The 18,069-nt window shown below is 73.8% G+C and carries 19 protein-coding genes; 11 read left to right on the plus strand and 8 right to left on the minus strand.

Annotation, left to right across the window (positions count from 1 at the left end):
• Positions 1-225 precede the first annotated feature (225 nt).
• Both ACZ7G3_RS11425 and ACZ7G3_RS11430 read right to left on the minus strand, forming a co-directional pair.
• Positions 226-447 (minus strand): hypothetical protein, encoded by a 222-nt coding sequence (locus ACZ7G3_RS11425; RefSeq protein ID WP_426519351.1) that lies wholly within the window; start codon positions 445-447, stop codon positions 226-228.
• 34 nt (positions 448-481) lie between these two features.
• Positions 482-1,717 carry an inorganic phosphate transporter gene (locus ACZ7G3_RS11430; protein WP_426599505.1) on the minus strand — a complete coding sequence of 412 codons (1,236 nt, stop codon included), beginning with the start codon at positions 1,715-1,717 and terminating at the stop codon, positions 482-484.
• Positions 1,718-1,941: 224 nt separating this feature from the next.
• On the opposite strand from ACZ7G3_RS11430, the gene ACZ7G3_RS11435 reads away from it, so the two are divergent.
• The 6 genes from ACZ7G3_RS11435 to ACZ7G3_RS11460 all read left to right on the plus strand — a co-directional run bounded on the left by ACZ7G3_RS11435 (position 1,942) and on the right by ACZ7G3_RS11460 (position 9,128).
• Entirely contained in the window at positions 1,942-2,625 is a 684-nt protein-coding gene (locus ACZ7G3_RS11435; RefSeq protein WP_426599504.1) for a class II aldolase/adducin family protein, read from the plus strand.
• Between the two features lie 497 nt (positions 2,626-3,122).
• The gene (locus tag ACZ7G3_RS11440; RefSeq protein WP_470924883.1) at positions 3,123-4,250 is read left to right on the plus strand and encodes an alpha/beta hydrolase; all 1,128 of its coding nucleotides are present in this window, start codon (positions 3,123-3,125) and stop codon (positions 4,248-4,250) included.
• Positions 4,251-4,418: 168 nt separating this feature from the next.
• Positions 4,419-5,846 carry a hypothetical protein gene (locus tag ACZ7G3_RS11445; protein ID WP_426599502.1) on the plus strand — a complete coding sequence of 476 codons (1,428 nt, stop codon included), beginning with the start codon at positions 4,419-4,421 and terminating at the stop codon, positions 5,844-5,846.
• Between the two features lie 165 nt (positions 5,847-6,011).
• Positions 6,012-7,610, plus strand: a complete 1,599-nt coding sequence (locus ACZ7G3_RS11450) for an ABC-F family ATP-binding cassette domain-containing protein (RefSeq protein ID WP_426519361.1) — start codon at positions 6,012-6,014, stop codon at positions 7,608-7,610.
• 334 nt (positions 7,611-7,944) lie between these two features.
• Complete coding sequence (locus tag ACZ7G3_RS11455; protein ID WP_053128672.1) at positions 7,945-8,166, plus strand: helix-turn-helix domain-containing protein; 222 nt, start codon at positions 7,945-7,947, stop codon at positions 8,164-8,166.
• A 158-nt stretch (positions 8,167-8,324) separates the two neighbouring features.
• Positions 8,325-9,128 (plus strand): enoyl-CoA hydratase/isomerase family protein, encoded by an 804-nt coding sequence (locus ACZ7G3_RS11460; RefSeq protein WP_470924884.1) that lies wholly within the window; start codon positions 8,325-8,327, stop codon positions 9,126-9,128.
• Between the two features lie 280 nt (positions 9,129-9,408).
• Here ACZ7G3_RS11460 and ACZ7G3_RS11465 read toward each other — a convergent pair whose 3' ends face one another.
• Entirely contained in the window at positions 9,409-10,149 is a 741-nt protein-coding gene (locus tag ACZ7G3_RS11465) for a nucleopolyhedrovirus P10 family protein (protein WP_470924885.1), read from the minus strand.
• Between the two features lie 87 nt (positions 10,150-10,236).
• On the opposite strand from ACZ7G3_RS11465, the gene ACZ7G3_RS11470 reads away from it, so the two are divergent.
• From ACZ7G3_RS11470 to amaP, 5 genes are all read left to right on the plus strand, one after another.
• A complete protein-coding gene (locus tag ACZ7G3_RS11470) occupies positions 10,237-10,719 on the plus strand; it encodes an Asp23/Gls24 family envelope stress response protein (RefSeq protein ID WP_426599499.1) in 483 nt (160 codons plus the stop codon).
• An 81-nt stretch (positions 10,720-10,800) separates the two neighbouring features.
• Entirely contained in the window at positions 10,801-10,986 is a 186-nt protein-coding gene (locus ACZ7G3_RS11475) for a hypothetical protein (RefSeq protein WP_426599498.1), read from the plus strand.
• Positions 10,983-11,366, plus strand: coding sequence for a hypothetical protein (locus tag ACZ7G3_RS11480; protein ID WP_470924886.1), 384 nt, complete (start codon positions 10,983-10,985; stop codon positions 11,364-11,366). The genes ACZ7G3_RS11475 and ACZ7G3_RS11480 overlap by 4 nt, the downstream gene beginning before the upstream one ends.
• A gap of 107 nt (positions 11,367-11,473) precedes the next feature.
• Complete coding sequence (locus tag ACZ7G3_RS11485; protein ID WP_470924963.1) at positions 11,474-12,082, plus strand: DUF6286 domain-containing protein; 609 nt, start codon at positions 11,474-11,476, stop codon at positions 12,080-12,082.
• Entirely contained in the window at positions 12,079-12,666 is a 588-nt protein-coding gene (gene amaP / locus ACZ7G3_RS11490) for an alkaline shock response membrane anchor protein AmaP (protein ID WP_470924887.1), read from the plus strand. Before ACZ7G3_RS11485 ends, amaP begins: the two co-directional genes overlap by 4 nt.
• Positions 12,667-12,932: 266 nt before the next feature.
• Here the strand turns inward: amaP and ACZ7G3_RS11495 are convergent, their stop codons facing one another.
• From ACZ7G3_RS11495 to ACZ7G3_RS11515, 5 genes are all read right to left on the minus strand, one after another.
• Positions 12,933-13,688, minus strand: coding sequence for an SDR family oxidoreductase (locus ACZ7G3_RS11495; protein WP_470924889.1), 756 nt, complete (start codon positions 13,686-13,688; stop codon positions 12,933-12,935).
• Positions 13,689-13,692: 4 nt separating this feature from the next.
• Positions 13,693-15,480 (minus strand): glycoside hydrolase family 15 protein, encoded by a 1,788-nt coding sequence (locus ACZ7G3_RS11500; protein ID WP_470924891.1) that lies wholly within the window; start codon positions 15,478-15,480, stop codon positions 13,693-13,695.
• 64 nt (positions 15,481-15,544) lie between these two features.
• Positions 15,545-16,336: an SURF1 family cytochrome oxidase biogenesis protein gene (locus tag ACZ7G3_RS11505; RefSeq protein WP_470924892.1), complete on the minus strand. Its 792-nt coding sequence runs from the start codon at positions 16,334-16,336 to the stop codon at positions 15,545-15,547.
• Between the two features lie 204 nt (positions 16,337-16,540).
• Entirely contained in the window at positions 16,541-16,774 is a 234-nt protein-coding gene (locus ACZ7G3_RS11510; RefSeq protein ID WP_071528763.1) for a hypothetical protein, read from the minus strand.
• Positions 16,775-16,876: 102 nt separating this feature from the next.
• Positions 16,877-17,863 (minus strand): DEDDh family exonuclease, encoded by a 987-nt coding sequence (locus ACZ7G3_RS11515; protein WP_470924894.1) that lies wholly within the window; start codon positions 17,861-17,863, stop codon positions 16,877-16,879.
• Positions 17,864-18,069 lie beyond the last annotated feature (206 nt).

The raw sequence follows: 18,069 nt of genomic DNA on the forward strand, positions 1-18,069 counted from the left end.
GGGGGGGGGGGGGGGGGGGTGGTGGGGGGGGGGGGGGGGGAGAGAAGGGGAGAAGGGGGGGGGGGAGGAAGCAGAAAAAGGAAAGGCAAGCAACACCCCCCCCCCCCCCCCCCCCCCCCCCCCCCCCCGCCTCAGGGGTCTGCGCGGAGGGTCGGGCGACGTTCGTCGCCGTACGACCCTCGGGGGCCGGGCGGCCTTCGTGGGCCGGGCGACGATCGGCGTGGGTCAGGCGACGATCAGATAGATCCCGTACGCCACCGCCGCCGCGCAGGCCGCGAAGCACGCGTACGCGCCGGTGACCGCGAGGGCCGCGGAGCCGCCCTGCGCGGCGGCCCGCTCCTGGCGGGAGAGGCCGGTGATACCGAGGGTGAACAGGCCCACCAGGACCACGGTGGCCACGAGGCTGACCCCGAAGACGGAGCCGAGAGCTGCCCAGTCGATGCTCATGGAGGTTCGCTTCCTTCGTACCCGGGGCGCGGGCTCAGACGGTGGTGGTGGCCGACGGGGCCTTGGAGTCGGACGCGGAGGCCGGGACGGTGCCCGCCAGGTCCTCGGTGACGCCCGCCGGGGGCGGGGACACGGCGGCCATCGCCGTGGTCACCACACCGGACGGCTCGGCCTCGTCGACGACGTTGGTGTGGTCGACGACCTCGCGCCGGGAGACCTTCCAGATGGCGGCGCTGGAGACGACCAGGAAGACGGCGACGAGCGCGGTGCCCCAGTCGCCCAGGCCGCAGACCCACTCGGCGATCGCGGCGACCAGGGCCGCGGCCGGCAGGGTCAGACCCCAGGCGACGAACATCCGGGTGGCCGTGGACCAGCGCACCACGCCGCCCTTGCGGCCGAGGCCCGCGCCCATCACCGCGCCGGAGACCGAGTGGGTGGTGGAGAGGGAGAAGCCGAGGTGGGAGGAGGCCAGGATGACCGTGGCGGCACTGGTCTGGGCGGCGAAGCCCTGCTGCGGCTGCAGGTCGGTCAGGCCCTTGCCCATGGTGCGGATGATGCGCCAGCCGCCGAGGTAGGTGCCGAGCGCGATGGCGACGCCCGCGGAGAGGATGACCCACAGGGGCGGGTCGGAGTCGGGGGCGAGGGAGCCGCCGGCGACCAGGGCCAGGGTGATGATGCCCATCGTCTTCTGCGCGTCGTTGGTGCCGTGCGCCAGCGAGACCAGCCCGGCGGAGGCGATCTGTCCGGCGCGGTAGCCCTTCGAGGCGGCCTTGCCGTCGGCCTTGCGGCCGAGCTTGTACGTCAGCCGCGCGCCGAGCAGCGCCGCGACTCCCGCGACGATCGGGGCGGCGATCGCCGGGATCAGCACCTTGGTGACGAGCGCGTCGCCGTTCACCGCGCCGACGCCCGCCGAGGCGACCGCGGCACCGATCAGGCCGCCCATGAGGGCGTGCGAGGAGCTGGACGGGAGTCCGACCAGCCAGGTCAGCAGGTTCCAGAGGATCGCGCCGACCAGGGCGGCGAAGATGACCTCGGGACGGATGCCGGTCTCGTCGACGAGACCCTTGGAGATCGTGTTGGCGACCTCCACCGAGAGGAAGGCGCCGACAAGGTTGAGGACGGCGGACATCGCCACCGCCACCTTGGGCTTGAGCGCACCGGTCGAAATGGTCGTTGCCATCGCGTTCGCGGTGTCGTGGAAACCGTTCGTGAAATCGAACGCGAGTGCGGTTACCACCACAATCGCGAGGATCAGCGAGAAGCTTTCCATTTACCCAGGCAATCGTTCGAGGTCATTGGCTGGACGAACGTAGGTAACCAGAGTGAACGGAAGATGAACTGGGCTGGGCGCCACGGTGACCGGAACCGGCGCTACCGCCTCCCTCTGTGTGTCCGGCCCGATGCTCTCCGGAGACGTGCCTGGCAGGATCGCCGCGAGGCCGGCCGGCGGCGGCACGGCAGGGGGCACCCGATGCCCGGAAGGAGACGGTGACTGTGACGTATTCGCGGGTCGGAGAGGTGCGGGGCGACGAGGAACGGTCCACGGAGGCCGCCTGGGAGGCACTCGTCGCGACGGCCCGGCGGACAGTGGCGGACGGGCTGGTGGTCGGCACCTCCGGCAACGTCTCGGTGCGCGTCGACGACACGGTGCTGGTCACTCCTACGGGTGTTCCCTACGACCGTCTGGCCCCGGACGACATGACCGGCGTCGACCTCGACGGGCGGCAGGTGCTCGGCACGCTGGTGCCCACCAGCGAACTGCCCATGCACCTCGCCGTGTACCGCGCAACCGACGCCCGGGCCGTCGTCCACACCCACGCCGTCCACGCGACGGCGGTCTCGGTCCTCGTCCCCGAGCTCCCGCCGGTCCACTACATGACCGCCGCCCTCGGCGGCCCCGTCCGGGTCGCCCCCTACGCGACCTACGGCACCGACGAACTGGCCCGCACCATGCTCGATGCCCTCACCGACCGCACCGGCTGCCTCCTCCAGAACCACGGCACGATCACCTACGGCACCTCCCTCGACCAGGCGTACGACCGCACGGCCCAGCTGGAGTGGATGTGCCGCCTCTGGCTGACGGCCTCCTCGGTGCCGGGCCGCACCCCGTCGCTGCTGACGGACCACCAGCTGGCGGAGGTGACGGAACGGCTCCGGGGGTACGGGCAGCGGGGCTGACGAACGGGCGGTCGGCCACCGGGACGGAGGCCCGGTCGCCGGCACGGAGGCCGGTCACCGCACGGAGGCCGGTTACCGGTCACCGGTGCGAGGTTTGGTCTCGGCACCGTACGAGAACCGGTCAGGGGTACACGGCTCGGTCGCCGGTACAAGGCCCGGTCGACGGTACGGGGCCAGGTCACTGGTACGGACCCGGCCAAGAGGTACGGAGTCAGGTCATTGGTACGGACCGGACCACTGGTACGGGGTCAGGTCACTGGTGCGGGACCCTGCCACCGGTACGGGAGTCAGGCCCCCGGTGGCAGGGACCCGGCCGCTTGTTCCGCCGACGGAACCCGCCTCCGGTTCCGGTGCGGCGCGTACCGCGCGGCTTCGGGGGTACCGGCAAGCAGGACCGACTCATGGCTCCCGGCCCGGCAGGCGCCCCCGGCGGGGCACGTCACCCCCCGCCGCCCGCCCCACTGGCCGCCCGAGGACTCCACCAGGAGACTGGCCCCATGCGCACTGTCACAGCGACGACCGCCGCCGTCACCGCAGCCCTGGCGGCCGGAGCGGCGAGCGTCGTCGCCGGCCGGCTCGCCGCCGACGTCGCGCTCAAGGCGCCCCCCGGCAGGCCCCTGCCCACCGAACCCCGGCTCACCGTGCACGGCACCGCCGCCGGGCAGATCACCCTCACCCGGGATCTGGCCGCGCTGCGCCCCGGCCGGTACGGCCTCGCCGGCGACGGCTCGCACGCCGTGGTCGGCGAGGTCCTCGACACGGCCGAGCACGGCGCCGACACCGTCGTACGCCGCCTCGAACGCGTCACGCACGGCACCCTCACGGCCGGCGACCGGGCCTGGTTCACCCCGAACCTGTACGTCGGCGATCCGGGCACCGCCCTGGACCTCGACCACGCCGACGTCGAGGTCCCCGGCGAACTCGGACCCCTCCCGGCCTGGTTCCTGCCCGGCGCCCGCCCGACCTGGATCATCGCCGTGCACGGCCTGGGCGCCACCCGCGAACACGCCATGAACCTCATGACCCCCCTGCACCGCCGGAACGTCCCGGTGCTCGCCCTCGCCTACCGCGGCGACGTCGGCGCCCCGCCCTCGCCGGACGGCCTGCACCACTTCGGCGAGACCGAGTGGCGCGACGTGGACGCGGCCGTCCGCTACGCCCTCGCCCACGGCGCCCGCCAGGTCGTCCTCCTCGGCTGGTCCACCGGCGCCACCATGGCCCTGCGCACCGCCGCGCTCTCCGGCGTACGCGACCGCATCGCGGGACTCGTCCTCGACTCCCCGGTGCTCAGCTGGGAGACCACCCTGCGCGCCCTGGCCGCCGCCCGCCGCACACCGGGCGCCCTCCTGCCGCTCGCCGTCCGTGCCGCCCAGGGCCGCGCCGGGCTGCGCGCCGACCACGACGCCGGCACCGCCGGTCTCCACCGCCCGGCGGTCCCGACCCTGATCTTCCACGGCCCCGGCGACGCGGTGGCCCCCTGGCGGCTCTCCCGGCGCCTCGCCGACACCCACCCGCGCCTGGTCGCCCTGCACACGGTCGCGGGCGCCCCGCACGGCGCCATGTGGAACGTCGACCCGCACGACTACGAAGAGACCCTGCGCCGCTTCATGACCCCCCTGGTGTGACCCCGCCGCACCCACGCACCGGCGCGGGCCCGCCCGGTTCCGTTTAGCGTCGTACCACTGGCCTGTTCTCATGCCGGACGGCGTGCCGTAACCGTGCGTCCGCCGTCCCCGGCGTCAGTCACGGCATTCCGTTTGGGTTTTCGGACCGTCAACCGGAAGACTGCACCCGTGACGTCCCGTATCCCGCGCGACTCCAGGCTTCGACTCGTCCGCCCCCGACCCCTGGCCGCCGCCCCCCAAGCGATGAACCAGCGGCGTCCGCGCCGCGCCGCGCCGCGACCCCCGGAGGGCACACCGGCCCGGTCGGAGTTGGCCAGAATGGCGCGCTCCGGTCTGGCCGACGCGGCCCGTGTCGCCCGCTGGGCCGACACCGCCCTCGGCCCGGGCCGAGGCAGCGCGACCGCCGACGGCAAGGCCACCCTCTCCGACGCGACCGCCGAGCAGGCGGCCCGGGAGCTGGGCCTGACGGCGGCCAAGGTCCGCGCCGACTGGGACACCGCCCGTCTCGCCGGACTGGTCGAGGTGCACGGCGGCAGCGCCCGCCCCGGCTGGCGCCTGCGCGCCTGGAACCGCGACGACAGCGCCGTACTGCGCGGCTGGGTCGCCCTCTTCGACGCCTGGTCGCTGGCCCACCCCGAGCCCGCCGGGCAGGAGCCGGCCGCCGTGGCCGAGGTCATCTCCGCGATGCCCCAGGTGCTCTCCTTCCTCCAGCTGTCCGCAGGGCCCGTCCCGGTGGCGCAGCTCCTGGACCTCCTGGAGCAGCGCGTCACCGAGCTGCGCACGGAGCGCTGCGAGGTGCCCTACGGCCCCCGTCTCGAGCCCGGCACGCCGCAGACCCCCGCGCCCGCACCGCTCCCGGACGCCACCGCCGACACCCCGCTCGCCCCCCTCCTCGACTGGGCCCTGCACGCCCTCGCCTCCGTCGGCGCCCTCACCTGCGGCGACGGACACGCCACGCTCACTCCGCTCGGCAGCTGGGCGGTCTGGGTCAAGCTGGAGCAGATCTGCGTCGCCGCGCAGAGCCCCGCCGGCAACATCGAGCAGTCGGCCGAGGACATGCTCCGCGGCTGCGCCCAGCTCCGCCCCAACGCCGCGCGCGCCGAGTACCGCGCCTGGCTCGCCGCGCGCCCCGTCGGCAGCGCCGTCGCCGAACTGCTCGGCGGTGCCCGCGGCGAGGACGCCCTGCTGCGCGGCCTCGCCTTCGACGCGCTGCGCGTCGTCGGCGCGCCCGCCGAGCCCGACGTCCGGGCCGTCCTCGACGAGCCGACCCTGCGGCCCTACGCCCTGTTGTGGCTGGCCGAGCACGACGGCGCCGACCCCGAGGACGCCCATGAGGTCCTCACCCGCCAGGAGGCCACCTGGCTGTGGGTCGACACCGCGGCCGCCGTCGCGGACCACGGCGAGGCCCCGCTGCTCGTGAGACACCTGGAGTCCGCGGTGCAGCCCACCGTCCCGGCCCTGCTGGACGAGGTCCGGGCCGTCGGCCACCCCCGTACCGTGCAGGTCCTGGTCGCCCTCGCCGCCGCACACCCCGACCCCGCCCTGGCCAAGGCCGTACGCCGGGCGGCCTTCCAGGTGCACACCGGGGGCAGCTGACCACGCGGAGCATCCGCGGCCACCGGACCGCGGACATCCGCACCCGTGAAAAGCGTTTGCACGGCCCCGTTAGACTGGCCCCCATGGCCATTCTCCTCGCGCATTAGACGGCGGGAAACGTCCTCAGCCGCCCATCCCGCCACCCACCCGCTCAGGAGTCTGACCGTGATCTCCGCCTCCGGCATCGAGCTGCGCGCCGGTGCCCGCGTCCTCATCGAAAGCGCCACCTTCCGCATCGCCAAGGGCGACCGCATCGGCCTGGTCGGCCGCAACGGCGCCGGCAAGACCACCCTCACCAAGGTCCTCGCCGGCGAGGGCCAGCCCGCCGCCGGCGCCGTCACCCGCTCCGGCGAGGTCGGCTACCTCCCGCAGGACCCGCGCACCGGCGACCTCGACGTGCTCGCCCGCGACCGCGTCCTGTCCGCGCGCGGCCTGGACGTCCTGATCCGCAAGATGCGCGAGAACGAGCAGCGCATCGCGAACGGCCAGGGCGCCACCCGCGAGAAGGCGCTCAAGCAGTACGAGCGGCAGGAGACGGAGTTCCTCACCAAGGGCGGTTACGCCGCCGAGGCCGAGGCCGCCACCATCGCCGCCGCGCTCAACCTGCCGGACCGGGTGCTCGGCCAGCCCCTGCACACGCTCTCCGGCGGTCAGCGCCGGCGTATCGAGCTGGCCCGGATCCTGTTCTCGGACGCGGACACCCTGCTGCTCGACGAGCCGACCAACCACCTCGACGCCGACTCGATCGTCTGGCTGCGGGACTACCTCAAGACCTACCGCGGCGGCTTCATCGTGATCTCCCACGACGTCGACCTGGTCGAGACGGTCGTCAACAAGGTGTTCTACCTGGACGCCAACCGCTCCCAGATCGACGTCTACAACATGGGCTGGAAGCTCTACCAGCAGCAGCGCGAGGCCGACGAGAAGCGCCGCAAGCGCGAGCGGCAGAACGCGGAGAAGAAGGCCTCCGCGCTGCACTCGCAGGCCGACAAGATGCGCGCCAAGGCCACCAAGACCGTCGCCGCGCAGAACATGGCCCGCCGCGCGGACAAGCTGCTGGCCGGTCTGGAGGCGGAGCGGAAGTCCGACAAGGTCGCCAAGCTCCGCTTCCCCGAGCCGGCGCCCTGCGGCAAGACCCCGCTGATGGCCGAGGGCCTGTCCAAGTCGTACGGCTCCCTGGAGATCTTCACCGACGTCGACCTGGCCATCGACAAGGGCTCCCGGGTCGTCATCCTCGGCCTCAACGGCGCGGGCAAGACCACCCTGCTGCGGCTCCTCGGCGGCGTCGAGAAGCCCGACACCGGCCAGGTGATCGAGGGCCACGGCCTCAAGCTCGGCTACTACGCGCAGGAGCACGAGACCCTCGACCCCGAGCGCACCGTCCTCGAGAACATGCGCTCGGCCAACCCCGACCTCGATCTCGTCGAGGTCCGCAAGACGCTGGGCTCGTTCCTGTTCTCGGGCGACGACGTCGACAAGCCGGCCGGTGTCCTGTCCGGCGGCGAGAAGACCCGCCTGGCGCTGGCCACCCTCGTGGTGTCCTCGGCGAACGTGCTGCTGCTCGACGAGCCGACCAACAACCTCGACCCGGCCAGCCGCGAGGAGATCCTCGGCGCGCTGCGCACCTACAAGGGCGCGGTCGTCCTGGTCACCCACGACGAGGGTGCCGTCGAGGCGCTCCAGCCGGAGCGGATCATCCTGCTTCCGGACGGCGTCGAGGACCTGTGGGGCGCCGACTACGCGGACCTCGTCGCCCTGGCTTGATCGAATGAATGATCCACTGGGTATGGATCATTCGGCCGATCCGTGATCCACCATCTGTGTGAGATCTCCTCATCACGAGGTGTGTCCTACATCGATTTCGCGGCCGGGCCCCCATTGCCGGGGGCCCGGCCGCGACACCTTTCTGACCTGGAACTTCGCGGAAAAACCCGTTCGGCCGTACGGGCACGATCCTCTGGAATCGTGGATTCCGTATGTGGGGACTCGCTCCTGTCGTCACAACCTTGTCTCATCGACCTTGCCGAATGGGTGGCCATGAAGCCCTGGAGGGGTGATCATGAGGAGACCAGAGCGCACTTCCCATGAGGAGGCACGGGTGGCCGAGACTCTGAAGAAGGGCAGCCGGGTGACCGGCGCCGCGCGCGACAAGCTCGCGGCAGACCTGAAGAAGAAGTACGACGCCGGTGCGAGCATCCGGGCGTTGGCCGAGGAAACCGGCCGCTCGTATGGCTTCGTGCACCGCATGCTCAGTGAGTCGGGTGTCACGCTGCGAGGGCGTGGCGGGGCTACCCGGGGCAAAAAGGCCACAACGGCCTGACGTCCCGGGCGACCCCTCGGCTCCGAAAGTGAAGGTGGTCACCCGGCCGGTCGCCAGACCGTCCGGGTGGTTACTGTGCAGTCACTCAGCCCTTCCGTCGCACGGCGTGGAAACCGGCGTACGGCGGGGACGACGACCGCACCTTCCGGAGGCGCCCCATGGCTTCGCCCGCCCACGACCCCGCTCCCGCGCTCGACAGGGACGGCGTGCGGCTCACCGTCGACGACGCGATCGCCACGGTGACGCTGACCAACCCGGCCAAGCGCAACGCGCAGAGCCCCGCTCTGTGGCGGGCGCTGACCGAGGCCGGCCGGCTGCTGCCGGGCTCCGTCCGGGTCGTGGTGCTGCGGGCCGAGGGCAAGTCCTTCTCGGCCGGGCTCGACCGGCAGGCGTTCACGCCCGAGGGCTTCGACGGCGAGCCGTCGTTCATCGACCTCGCACGGGGCGGCGACGCCGAGCTGGACGCGACCATCACCGAGTACCAGGAGGCGTTCACCTGGTGGCGGCGCAGCGACATCCTGTCGGTCGCCGCCGTGCAGGGGCACGCCATCGGGGCCGGCTTCCAGCTGGCCCTCGCCTGTGACCTGCGGGTCGTCGCCGACGACGTGCAGTTCGCCATGCGCGAGACCAGCCTCGGCCTGGTGCCGGACCTGACCGGCACGCACCCCCTGGTCTCCCTGGTCGGCTACGCCCGCGCGCTGGAGATCTGCGCGACGGGCCGCTTCGTCCTGGCCGAGGAGGCGGTGAACACCGGGCTGGCCAACCTCGCCGTGCCCGCGGACCAGCTCGACGGCGCCGTGCACGACCTGGCGTCGGCGGTCCTGGCCGCACCGCGCGACGCGGTCATCGAGACCAAGGCGCTGCTCCAGGGCGCCCAGGGCCGGGACTACGAGGCCCAGCGCGCCGCCGAGCGGGCCGCGCAGGGACGCCGGCTGCGCGACCTGGCCGGACTCGGGGAGTAACCCGGGCGCGGACCCCCGCCGGCGTCCGCGCGGCGGCGCGGCGACGGCCGTCACCGGCGCCGCGGCCGACGGACGGCCGGTGGCCGCGGACCGTTGCGGCACCGCGTCGAACCGCCGGTCGGCGTCCGGGAAAGGCCGGGGCAGGGCCGTTCAGCCGGTCCGGTCCCGGCCCTTGCATCCCGGTGCCGGCACGTTCAGCCGGTCCGGTCCCGGCCTTTGCATCCCGGTGCCGGCCCGTTCAGCCGGCCCGTGCCGACCGGTTCAGCCGGTCCCGGCCCGCTCAGCAGACGTCCGTCACCAGTACCGCCACCGACGGACGGTCCGGCAGGGCCTCCGCCACCGCCGCGCGGACCCGCCGGGCCACCTCCACGGGCCGGTGGTCCGCGTCGACGGCCAGCTCCACCCGGACATGGCGGCGCGGCAGCGCCGGTCCCTGCGGCACCTCCGTGACGTGGACCGGACGGCCCAGCGTCGCCGTCAGCCCGGCCACGCCCGGTACCGCCAGCGCGGCGCCGGCCGCACGGCCCTCGTCCCCGCCCCCGTGCTCGACGGCCGGGGGACGCCGCCGCGGACCGGACCCGGGAGCCGGCTCCGGTCCCGTGGCCGCGTCCAGCAGGGCCGTCACCCGCAGGTCCACGGCGGTCACCGTCAGGCCGAGCCCCCGCGTCGCCGCCGCCGCGAGTGCCGCGCGCAGACGGGCGCCCGTCGCCGGCAGCGGCTCGGCCATGGCCGTCGCGATACCGGCGGTCGCCGCGAAGTCGGCCGTCACCCGCAGCGGGCCGGGCGGCAGGGCGCCGGGCGGTGACGGTACGACCGGTTTGCCCGGACCCTCCGACCCGGCGGGCGCGATGCGCAGACCGCCGGGGCGTACACCCGCCACACCCCGGGCCGCGGCCAGCAGCACCTCCCGTGCCGCCCGCTCGGCGATCCACGCGCCGTCCCGCGCTCCTCCCAGCGGCAGCAGCCTGCCGAGCCCCAGCCGCTCCCGCACCGTCCGCGTCCACCCGTCCGCCGTGGTCATTCCTCCACCCTGCCGTATCCGCGGCGCGCCCCGCAGTCACCCCACCTACCGTGGTCACAGGACTACGACCGAAAGGGACGTACGACGATGAGCGACGTGGAGAGTCACCGGACCGGTCAGGAAACCGTCGAGACCTCGGGGACGCTCAAGGCCCAGACGATCCGGCGCGGCGGCCAGGACCCCGGTACCAGGGGGCGGACCACCATCGCCGACGGCGTGGTGGAGAAGATCACCGGGATGGCCGCACGCGACGTCGTCGGTGTGCACGCCATGGGCAGCGGGATGTCGCGCACCTTCGGCGCCGTGCGTGACCGGGTGCCCGGCGGGACCAGGTCAGGGGTCACGCGCGGGGTGAAGGCGGAGGTCGGCGAGAAGCAGACCGCGCTCGATCTGGAGATCGTCGTCGATTACGGCGTGGCCATCGCGGACGTCGCCCGGGACGTGCGGGAGAACGTGGTAGCGGCGGTGGAGCGGATGACCGGCCTGGAGGTCGTCGAGGTCAACATCGCGGTGAGCGACGTGAAGCTGCCCGACGAGGAGGAAGAGGAGCCGGAGCCCCGGATCAAGTGAGCCGGAAGCGAGCTGAGGTATGAGGACTGAAGGCTGAGAACCGAGGAAACCGAGGAAACCGAGGACTGAGGGGAGCGCACCATGAGCACGGCCGTGGTCGGCATGATCGTGGGCATGGCGCTGGGTTTCGCCGGGTACTTCGGCGGGTTCGGCGCCTTCCTGCTGGTGGCGGCCCTGGGCGCCGTCGGGTTCGTCGTCGGCCGCTTCCTGGAGGGGGACATGGACCTCGGTGATCTTCTCCGCTCCCGCGACGACCGTCGCCGGTGACCGGCGTGAGCCGTGGCGCCGGTGGGCTTCCCGGGCCCCTGGCCCCCGTGGAGCCGGGCGAGCGCGGTGTCACGCGGATCGCCGACCGGGTCGTCGCCAAGGTCGCCGCCCGGGCGGCACGCGAGGCGGCCGGCCCGCTCCACCCGGACGCGGCGCGCCCGTACGCCACCGTCGTCGTCCACCACGACACCGCCCACGTCCGGGTCCACCTCGAACTCGACTACCCGTGCGACGTCGGTGCCCGCTGCGGACAGGTGCGTCGGCAAGTCGTCCATCGGGTACGCACGCTGGTGGGCATGGCGGTGCCGGAGGTCGCCGTCGAGGTGGAGCGACTGCACCTGGCGGCGGAGTACGGGGCGGGACAGGAGAGGACGCGATGAGCGAGCCCCAGGGGCCCCGGAACCCCCACGTCCCTCAGCGCTCCGACGGCTTCAGGCACTCCGAGGGCTTCCACGGGGCCGAGGGCGGCACGCGGCGCCTGCCCGTCATGGAGCCCGGCACGGAGCGGCAGACGGCAGCCGGCACCGGGCCGCCGTCCGGCCCCGGCCGCGGACCGGCCGGCCGCTTCTGGTCCGCGCGCCGCGTCCCCGCGGGCATCGTCGCACTGCTGCTTCTGCTCGTCACGGGTGCCTTCCTCTACGACATCGCCGCCGTGCGCGCCGGCCGGACCGCCCTCGGATGGCGCCGCGAACTGGCCCGGCAGCTCGCCGACCGGCGCCTCGACGACACGTGGGTCCTCGTCGGCGCGGGAATCGCCGCGGCCCTCGGGCTCTGGCTGCTCGCCCTCGCCCTCACCCCTGGCCTGCGCAAGGTGCTCCCGATGCGGCGCACGCACCCGGACGTACGCGCGGGGCTCCACCGGAACGCCGCCGCGACGGTGCTGCGCGACCGGGCCATGGAGGTCGCCGGGGTGCGGTCGGCACGGGTACGGATGCGTCGGCGGAAGGCACGCGTGCGCGTGCTGTCGCACTTCCGGGAACTGGACGACGTACGGGCCGATCTGGACGGCGTGCTCCACGACGCGGCGCGCGGGCTGGGGCTGGCCCGGCAGCTCGCCCTGTCCGTGCGGGTGGCGCGGCCCGGACGGAAGAGGTGAGGGCGGTGCCCAGGACGGTCGACCGTATGCTGCTCGGGCTCGTGGGCCTGGTCCTGTTCGTTCTCGGCGGCTCCGTACTGGCCGTCGGCCTCGGTGCCTCCGCGCCGTCCTGGTGGATCCACGACGGGCCGCACGACGTGCTGCTCAGCGCCGCCGAGCGGACCCGGTGGCGGAACGCCGGCTGGTGGTGGCCGGTCGTCATCGCCGTACTCGCCGCCGTCCTGCTGTCCGCCCTGTGGTGGCTGGCCACGGTGGCGCGCCGCCGCCGGCTCGCCGAGGTCCTCGTCGACACCGGCGACGGCGACGGCGCGGTGCTGCGCGGCCGGGCCCTGGAGATCGCCCTCGTCCAGGACGCGGAACGGATGGACGGGGTCGAACGGGCCGGGGTCCGGCTCACCGGCCGCCGCGACGCCCCGGCGGCCCGCGTCCGGCTGCTGCTGGCACCCCACGTGGACCCCGGCACCGCGCTGCGCGACCTCACCGCCCACGCACTGACCCACGCCCGGGACTCGGCGAACCTCACGGCCCTTCCGGCGGAGGTCCACCTCCACAGCGTCGGACACGGGGCCGAACGGGTCAGCTGATCCCGCGCGCGCAGCGGGCCACGCCCCGTGCCGCCCGTCCGGAGCGGGGGGGGGCTCCCTTCGCGTGCCCGGGAGCGCGCGGCGGCCGCCCCGCGCGCCCCTTCTCCGCCCCGCCGGCCGGCGTCCCTGGTGTCCGCCGTGTCCCCGTCCGCTCGGCCGGGACCGCACCGCCGTCCTGGCGGCCGGCCGGCCGAGCGGGGCGCACGGACGGCACGACGACGGCCCGACACCGGGGGGCGCCCGGTGCCCGGCAGGGGGTGACGGGCCTAGAACCCCTGCCGTACCCCGCCGTCCACCGGCAGCATCACGCCCGTCACGTACGACGCCGCGGGGGACAGCAGGAACGCCGCGGCGCGGCCGAACTCCTCCGGGGTGCCGTAGCGGCGCAGCGGGATGCGGGACTCGGCGGCCGCCCTGGTCGCCTCCGGGTCGGCGGACATGCCGTCCAGCTCGCGCACCCGGTCCGTGTCGACGCGGCCCGGCAGCAGGCCGACGACACGGACACCGCGCGGGCCCAGCTCGTCGGCGAGGGACTTGGCGAAGCCGGCCAGCCCCGGCCGCAGGCCGTTGGAGATGGTCAGGCCGGGAATCGGCTCGTACACCGAGCCCGACAGCACGAAGCCGATGACACCGCCCGGCTCCAGCTCCGCCGCCGCCGTCCGGGCCAGCCGCACCGCACCCAGGAACACCGTCTCGAACGCCGCCTGCCACTGCTCGTCCGTGTTGTCGGCGACGAACCCGGGCGGCGGCCCGCCCACGCTGATCAGTACGCCGTCGAAGCGGCCGAAGCGCTCACGGGCGGTCGCGACCAGCCGGCCGGCGGCTTCCGGGTCGGCGTTGTCGGCGGCCACCCCGACCACGTCCGGACCCAGCGCGGCCGCCGCCTCGGCGACGCTCTTCTCGTCCCGCCCCGTGACGACGACCTTCGCGCCGTCGGCGACCAGCTCGCGCGCGGCGGCGTTGCCCAGGCCCCGGGTGGCTCCCGTGACGACGTACACCCGGTCCTTCAGTCCAAGATCCATGGCCCTATCCTGCCCCCTCGTCCCCGAACAGGGCGAGGGCGGTGTTCACCAGGCCGATGTGGCTGAACGCCTGCGGGAAGTTGCCGAGCTGGTGGCCGGACGCCGGGTCGTACTCCTCGGCCAGCAGCCCCACGTCGTTGGCGAGCCCCACCAGCCGTTCGAACAGCTCCCGGGCCTCCTTCGTCCGGCCGGTCGCGTGCAGCGCGTCCGCGTACCAGAAGGAGCACACCAGGAAGGTCCCCTCGCTGCCCGGCAACCCGTCGACGGGCTCCCCCTCGGTGCTGTAGCGGCGTACCAGGCCGCCCCGGGTCAGCTCCTCACCGATCGCGTCGACCGTGCCGACGACCCGCGGGTCGTCCGGCGGCAGGAACCCCACGCGCGGGATGAGCAGCAGCGAGGCGTCCAGCTCCCGCGAGCCGTAGGACTGGGTGAAGGTGTTGCGCTCCGGGTCGTAGCCCTTCTCGCACACCTCGCGGTGCACCTCGTCGCGCAACGCGCGCCAGCCGTCCGGGTCACCGCCGCTCAGCTCCGGATGCTCCTCGAGCGTGCGCACGGCCCGGTCGAAGGCCACCCACGTCATCACCTTCGAGTGCACGAACTGCCGGCGCCCGCCGCGTACCTCCCACAGCCCCTCGTCGGGTTCGCGCCACGCCGTGGCCAGGAAGCGCATCAGGGCGCACTGCAGCTCCCACATCTGCGGCTGCGGGTGCATGCCCACCAGCCGGGCCAGTGACAGGGAGTCCATGACCTCGCCGTACACGTCCAGCTGGAGCTGGTTCACGGCGTCGTTGCCGATCCGTACCGGCGTGGACTCGGCGAAGCCGGACAGCCACGGCAGCTCGAACTCCGGCAGCCGCCGCTCGCCCGCCAGGCCGTACATGATCTGCAGGTCGGCCGGATTCCCCGCGACCGCGCGCAGCAGCCAGTCGCGCCAGGCCTCGGCCTCCTCCAGATACCCGGCCGACAGCAGGGCGCCCAGGGTGAGGGTGGAGTCCCGCAGCCAGCAGAACCGGTAGTCCCAGTTGCGTACGCCGCCCGGCTCCTCGGGCAGCGAGGTGGTCGGCGCCGCCACGATGCCGCCGGTGGGCTTGTAGGTGAGCGCCTTGAGGGTGATCAGCGAGCGGACGACGGCGTCCCGGTGCGGGCCGTCGTAGCCGCAGTGGGCGACCCAGGCCCGCCAGTCCTCGACGCTGTGCTCCAGGCCGATGAACGGGTCCACCAGCGCGGGGCGGGGCTCGTGCGAGGGGTGCCAGGTGAGGACGAACGCGACCTTCTCGCCCTCGGCGACCGTGAACTCCGCGTGCGTCCCGAAGTCCTGCCCCCAGCTCCGCACCTCCGGCTCGCTGCGCAGCCACGCCGAGTCCGGCCCGGCGACGGCCACCCGGTGCCCGTCGGCCCTGCGCATCCACGGCACGATCGAGCCGTAGTCGAAGCGCAGCCGCAGCACGCTGTGCACGGTGACCTCGCCGCGCAGGCCCTCCACGACGCGTACGAGGTCGGGGGCGCGGTCGCGCTGGGGCATGAAGTCGGTGACCCGTACCGCGCCGTCCCCGGTCTCCCACTCGGTGTCCAGGACCAGGGTGTCCGGCCGGTAGGCCCGCCGGGTGCAGCGCTCCGCATCCTTGGGGGCGATACGCCAGTGGCCGTTGTCCTCGTCGCCGAGCAGCTTGGCGAAGCAGGCGGCGGAGTCGAAGCGGGGCAGGCAGAGCCAGTCCACGGAGCCGTCCGTGCCGACCAGGGCCGCGGTCTGCTGGTCGCCGATGAGCGCGTAGTCCTCGATGTGGGGGTGCACGGGTTTCCGTCTTCCCGACAGGGAGCGGAGCAATCGGATCCGCCCGCGCGCACCCGTCGGACGGCTACACCGTGGCGGGTTCCGCCCGCGCCGGTTCCGCGTCCCCGTCGGTCTCACGGTCGCGCTTCTCGCGACGGACCAGGAACCACCAGCCGACCGGTACGGCCGCGGCGAACAGCCACCACTGGATCGCGTACGCGAAGTTCAGCGCGGCGTCCTCGTTGCCGGGCCTGCCGATCCGCTCCGGGGTGCCGTTCTTCGGCTCCGGCTCGATCAGGACGACGTATCCGCCGAGCACCGGGGCGTCCAGGCGCTCGGCCTGCTGCTCGCTGTTGATGAGCATGATCTGCCGGTCCGGCAGACCCTCGAGGTCCTTGATGCCGCTCGCCTCGGTCGTCTCGTCGGGCATCAGCCGCCCGGTGACGGTGATCTCTCCCCGGGGCGGCGCGGGGACCTCGGGGAACGCGGTCTGGCTCGGGCCGTCCGCGGGGATCCAGCCCCGGTTGACCAGCAGGACCTCGCCGTCGTTCAGCACGAACGGGGTCAGCACGTGGTAGCCGATGTTGTCGTCGGAGTCGGTGCGGCGGCGGACGACGACCTCGCGGTCCGTGTCGAAGTGCCCCTTCGCGGTGACGGTGCGGTACCGCTCACGCGAGGTGATCTTCTTGCCGGGAGCGGTCAGCGACTCGGCGGGTACCGGCGCCGCGTCGAGCGCCTGCGCGACCAGGTCGTTCCGGGCGGTGCGTTCCTCGTAGCGGTCCATCTGCCAGAAGCCCAGCCAGATCATCGTGGGGATGAGCAGCACGGCGACCAGCGTGAGGATCACCCACTGGCGGGACAAGAGGAAGCGGTACACGCGTCGACGGTACCTTGGCCGGGATCGGCCCTCGCGGGGAGGTCCCCGCGAGGGCCGGAACCCCGCGCCGGCGGGGGTGCGCGACCGACTCGCGGCGCCGTGGGGTCTGCCGCGGGCCGTCCCCGCGCCGGCGGGGAGCACGTGCGACGTCGATGCCGCGGCGCGGGTTCGGCGACGGCCCCGCCGGGCGGGCAGGCGAAGCGGTCAGACCTTGTCGACGATCCCCGCCCTCCCCTCCGCGCGGGCGCAGTGGGCGCCGCAGTACCAGTGGCCCTCTACCTCGACGCCCTGGCCGATGATCTGCACCCGGCAGTGCTCGCAGATGGGGGCCATCCGGTGGATCGCGCAGGAGAAGCAGTCGAAGACGTGCACCGCTCCCTGGGCGTGGACCTCGAAGGTCATTCCGTAGTTGTTGCCGCAGACTTCACATGTCGCCATGCGCCACAGGGTGAGCCGTCACCGCGACGCGGGCGAGCGGGCGCCGGGCGAGTCGCCCGGAATCACCCGTCCGTACGGCTCGGGTACGGCTCACGTACCCGCTCAGCCGTCCGCGGGCTCGACATCCGCGAGCAGTTGCCCGAACGCGGCCTCGTCCACCACCGGCGTGCCGTACTGGCGGGCCTTGACCACCTTCGACGTGCCCGAGTCCGGATCGTTGGTGACCAGCAGACTGGTCAGCCGGGACAGGCTGGTGGCGACATGCAGTCCGGCCTCCGTCGCGCGGTCCTCCAGCAGGTCCCGTTCGACGGAGGTGTCACCCGAGAAGGCGACCCGCATGCCCTGTTTGAGCCGTTCGCCCTCTTCGTACCGGCCGGGGTTGGGATAGGGGCACGCGGGCCTTTTGCGGGCGGGGCGCCAACCGGTCTGCCGGTGGCCGCCGTGGCCCGCCTGCTGCCCGATCCGGGGAGCGGGCCGGTCCGACCACTCGGTCAGCGGCCGGCACTCGTGCAGCGGCAGCCGTACGCCACCCGCCGCCGCGGCGAGCAGGCTCGGCCGGAACGCCTCCGCCAGCACCCGTGCGTCGTCCAGCGCGTGGTGCGCCCGCTGCTGTACGACGCCGAAGTGGGCGGCCAGCGACGCCAGCTTGTGGTTGGGCAGGGGCAGGCCCAGCTCCTTGGAGAGCGCGATGGTGCACAGCCGTTGGCGCACCGGCGCCTCGCGCTTCGCGCGCGCGTACTCGCGGGCGATCATCTGCCAGTCGAAGACGGCGTTGTGCGCGACGAGCACCCGCCCGTCGAGCCGGGCCGCGAACTCCTCGGCGACGTCCTGGAAGAGCGGCGCCCCCCGGAGCACCTCGCTCGTCAGGCCGTGTATCCACACCGGGCCCGGGTCCCGCTCCGGATTGACCAGGGTGTACCAGTGGTCCTCGACCTCACCGCGGGCGTCCAGCCGGTAGACGGCCGCGGAGATGATGCGGTCGTCGCGGGCCAGGCCGGTGGTCTCCACGTCGACGACCGCGTACCCCTGCGGATACGCGGCCGGCCACGTCGTGGCGGACGACGCTGCGGTCGTGTGGTCTTCGAGCATGGTCCATGAGGATACGGGCCGCGACTGACACTCCGGTCCGGCAGGTGTCCCGCGCCGCCCGGCGAAACGGTTCGGCCGCCAAGTTCCGCAGGGCGGGCGAGGGTTACGGCGGGAAAGGGGCGGGGAGGCGGGCGCGGGGCGTCTGCACGGGGCGGGCGACACGCCCGACGGCGTCCCCCGTGTGTGACGCGACCCACGCACGGCGA

The organism is Streptomyces sp. NPDC037271 (genome assembly GCF_055603605.1).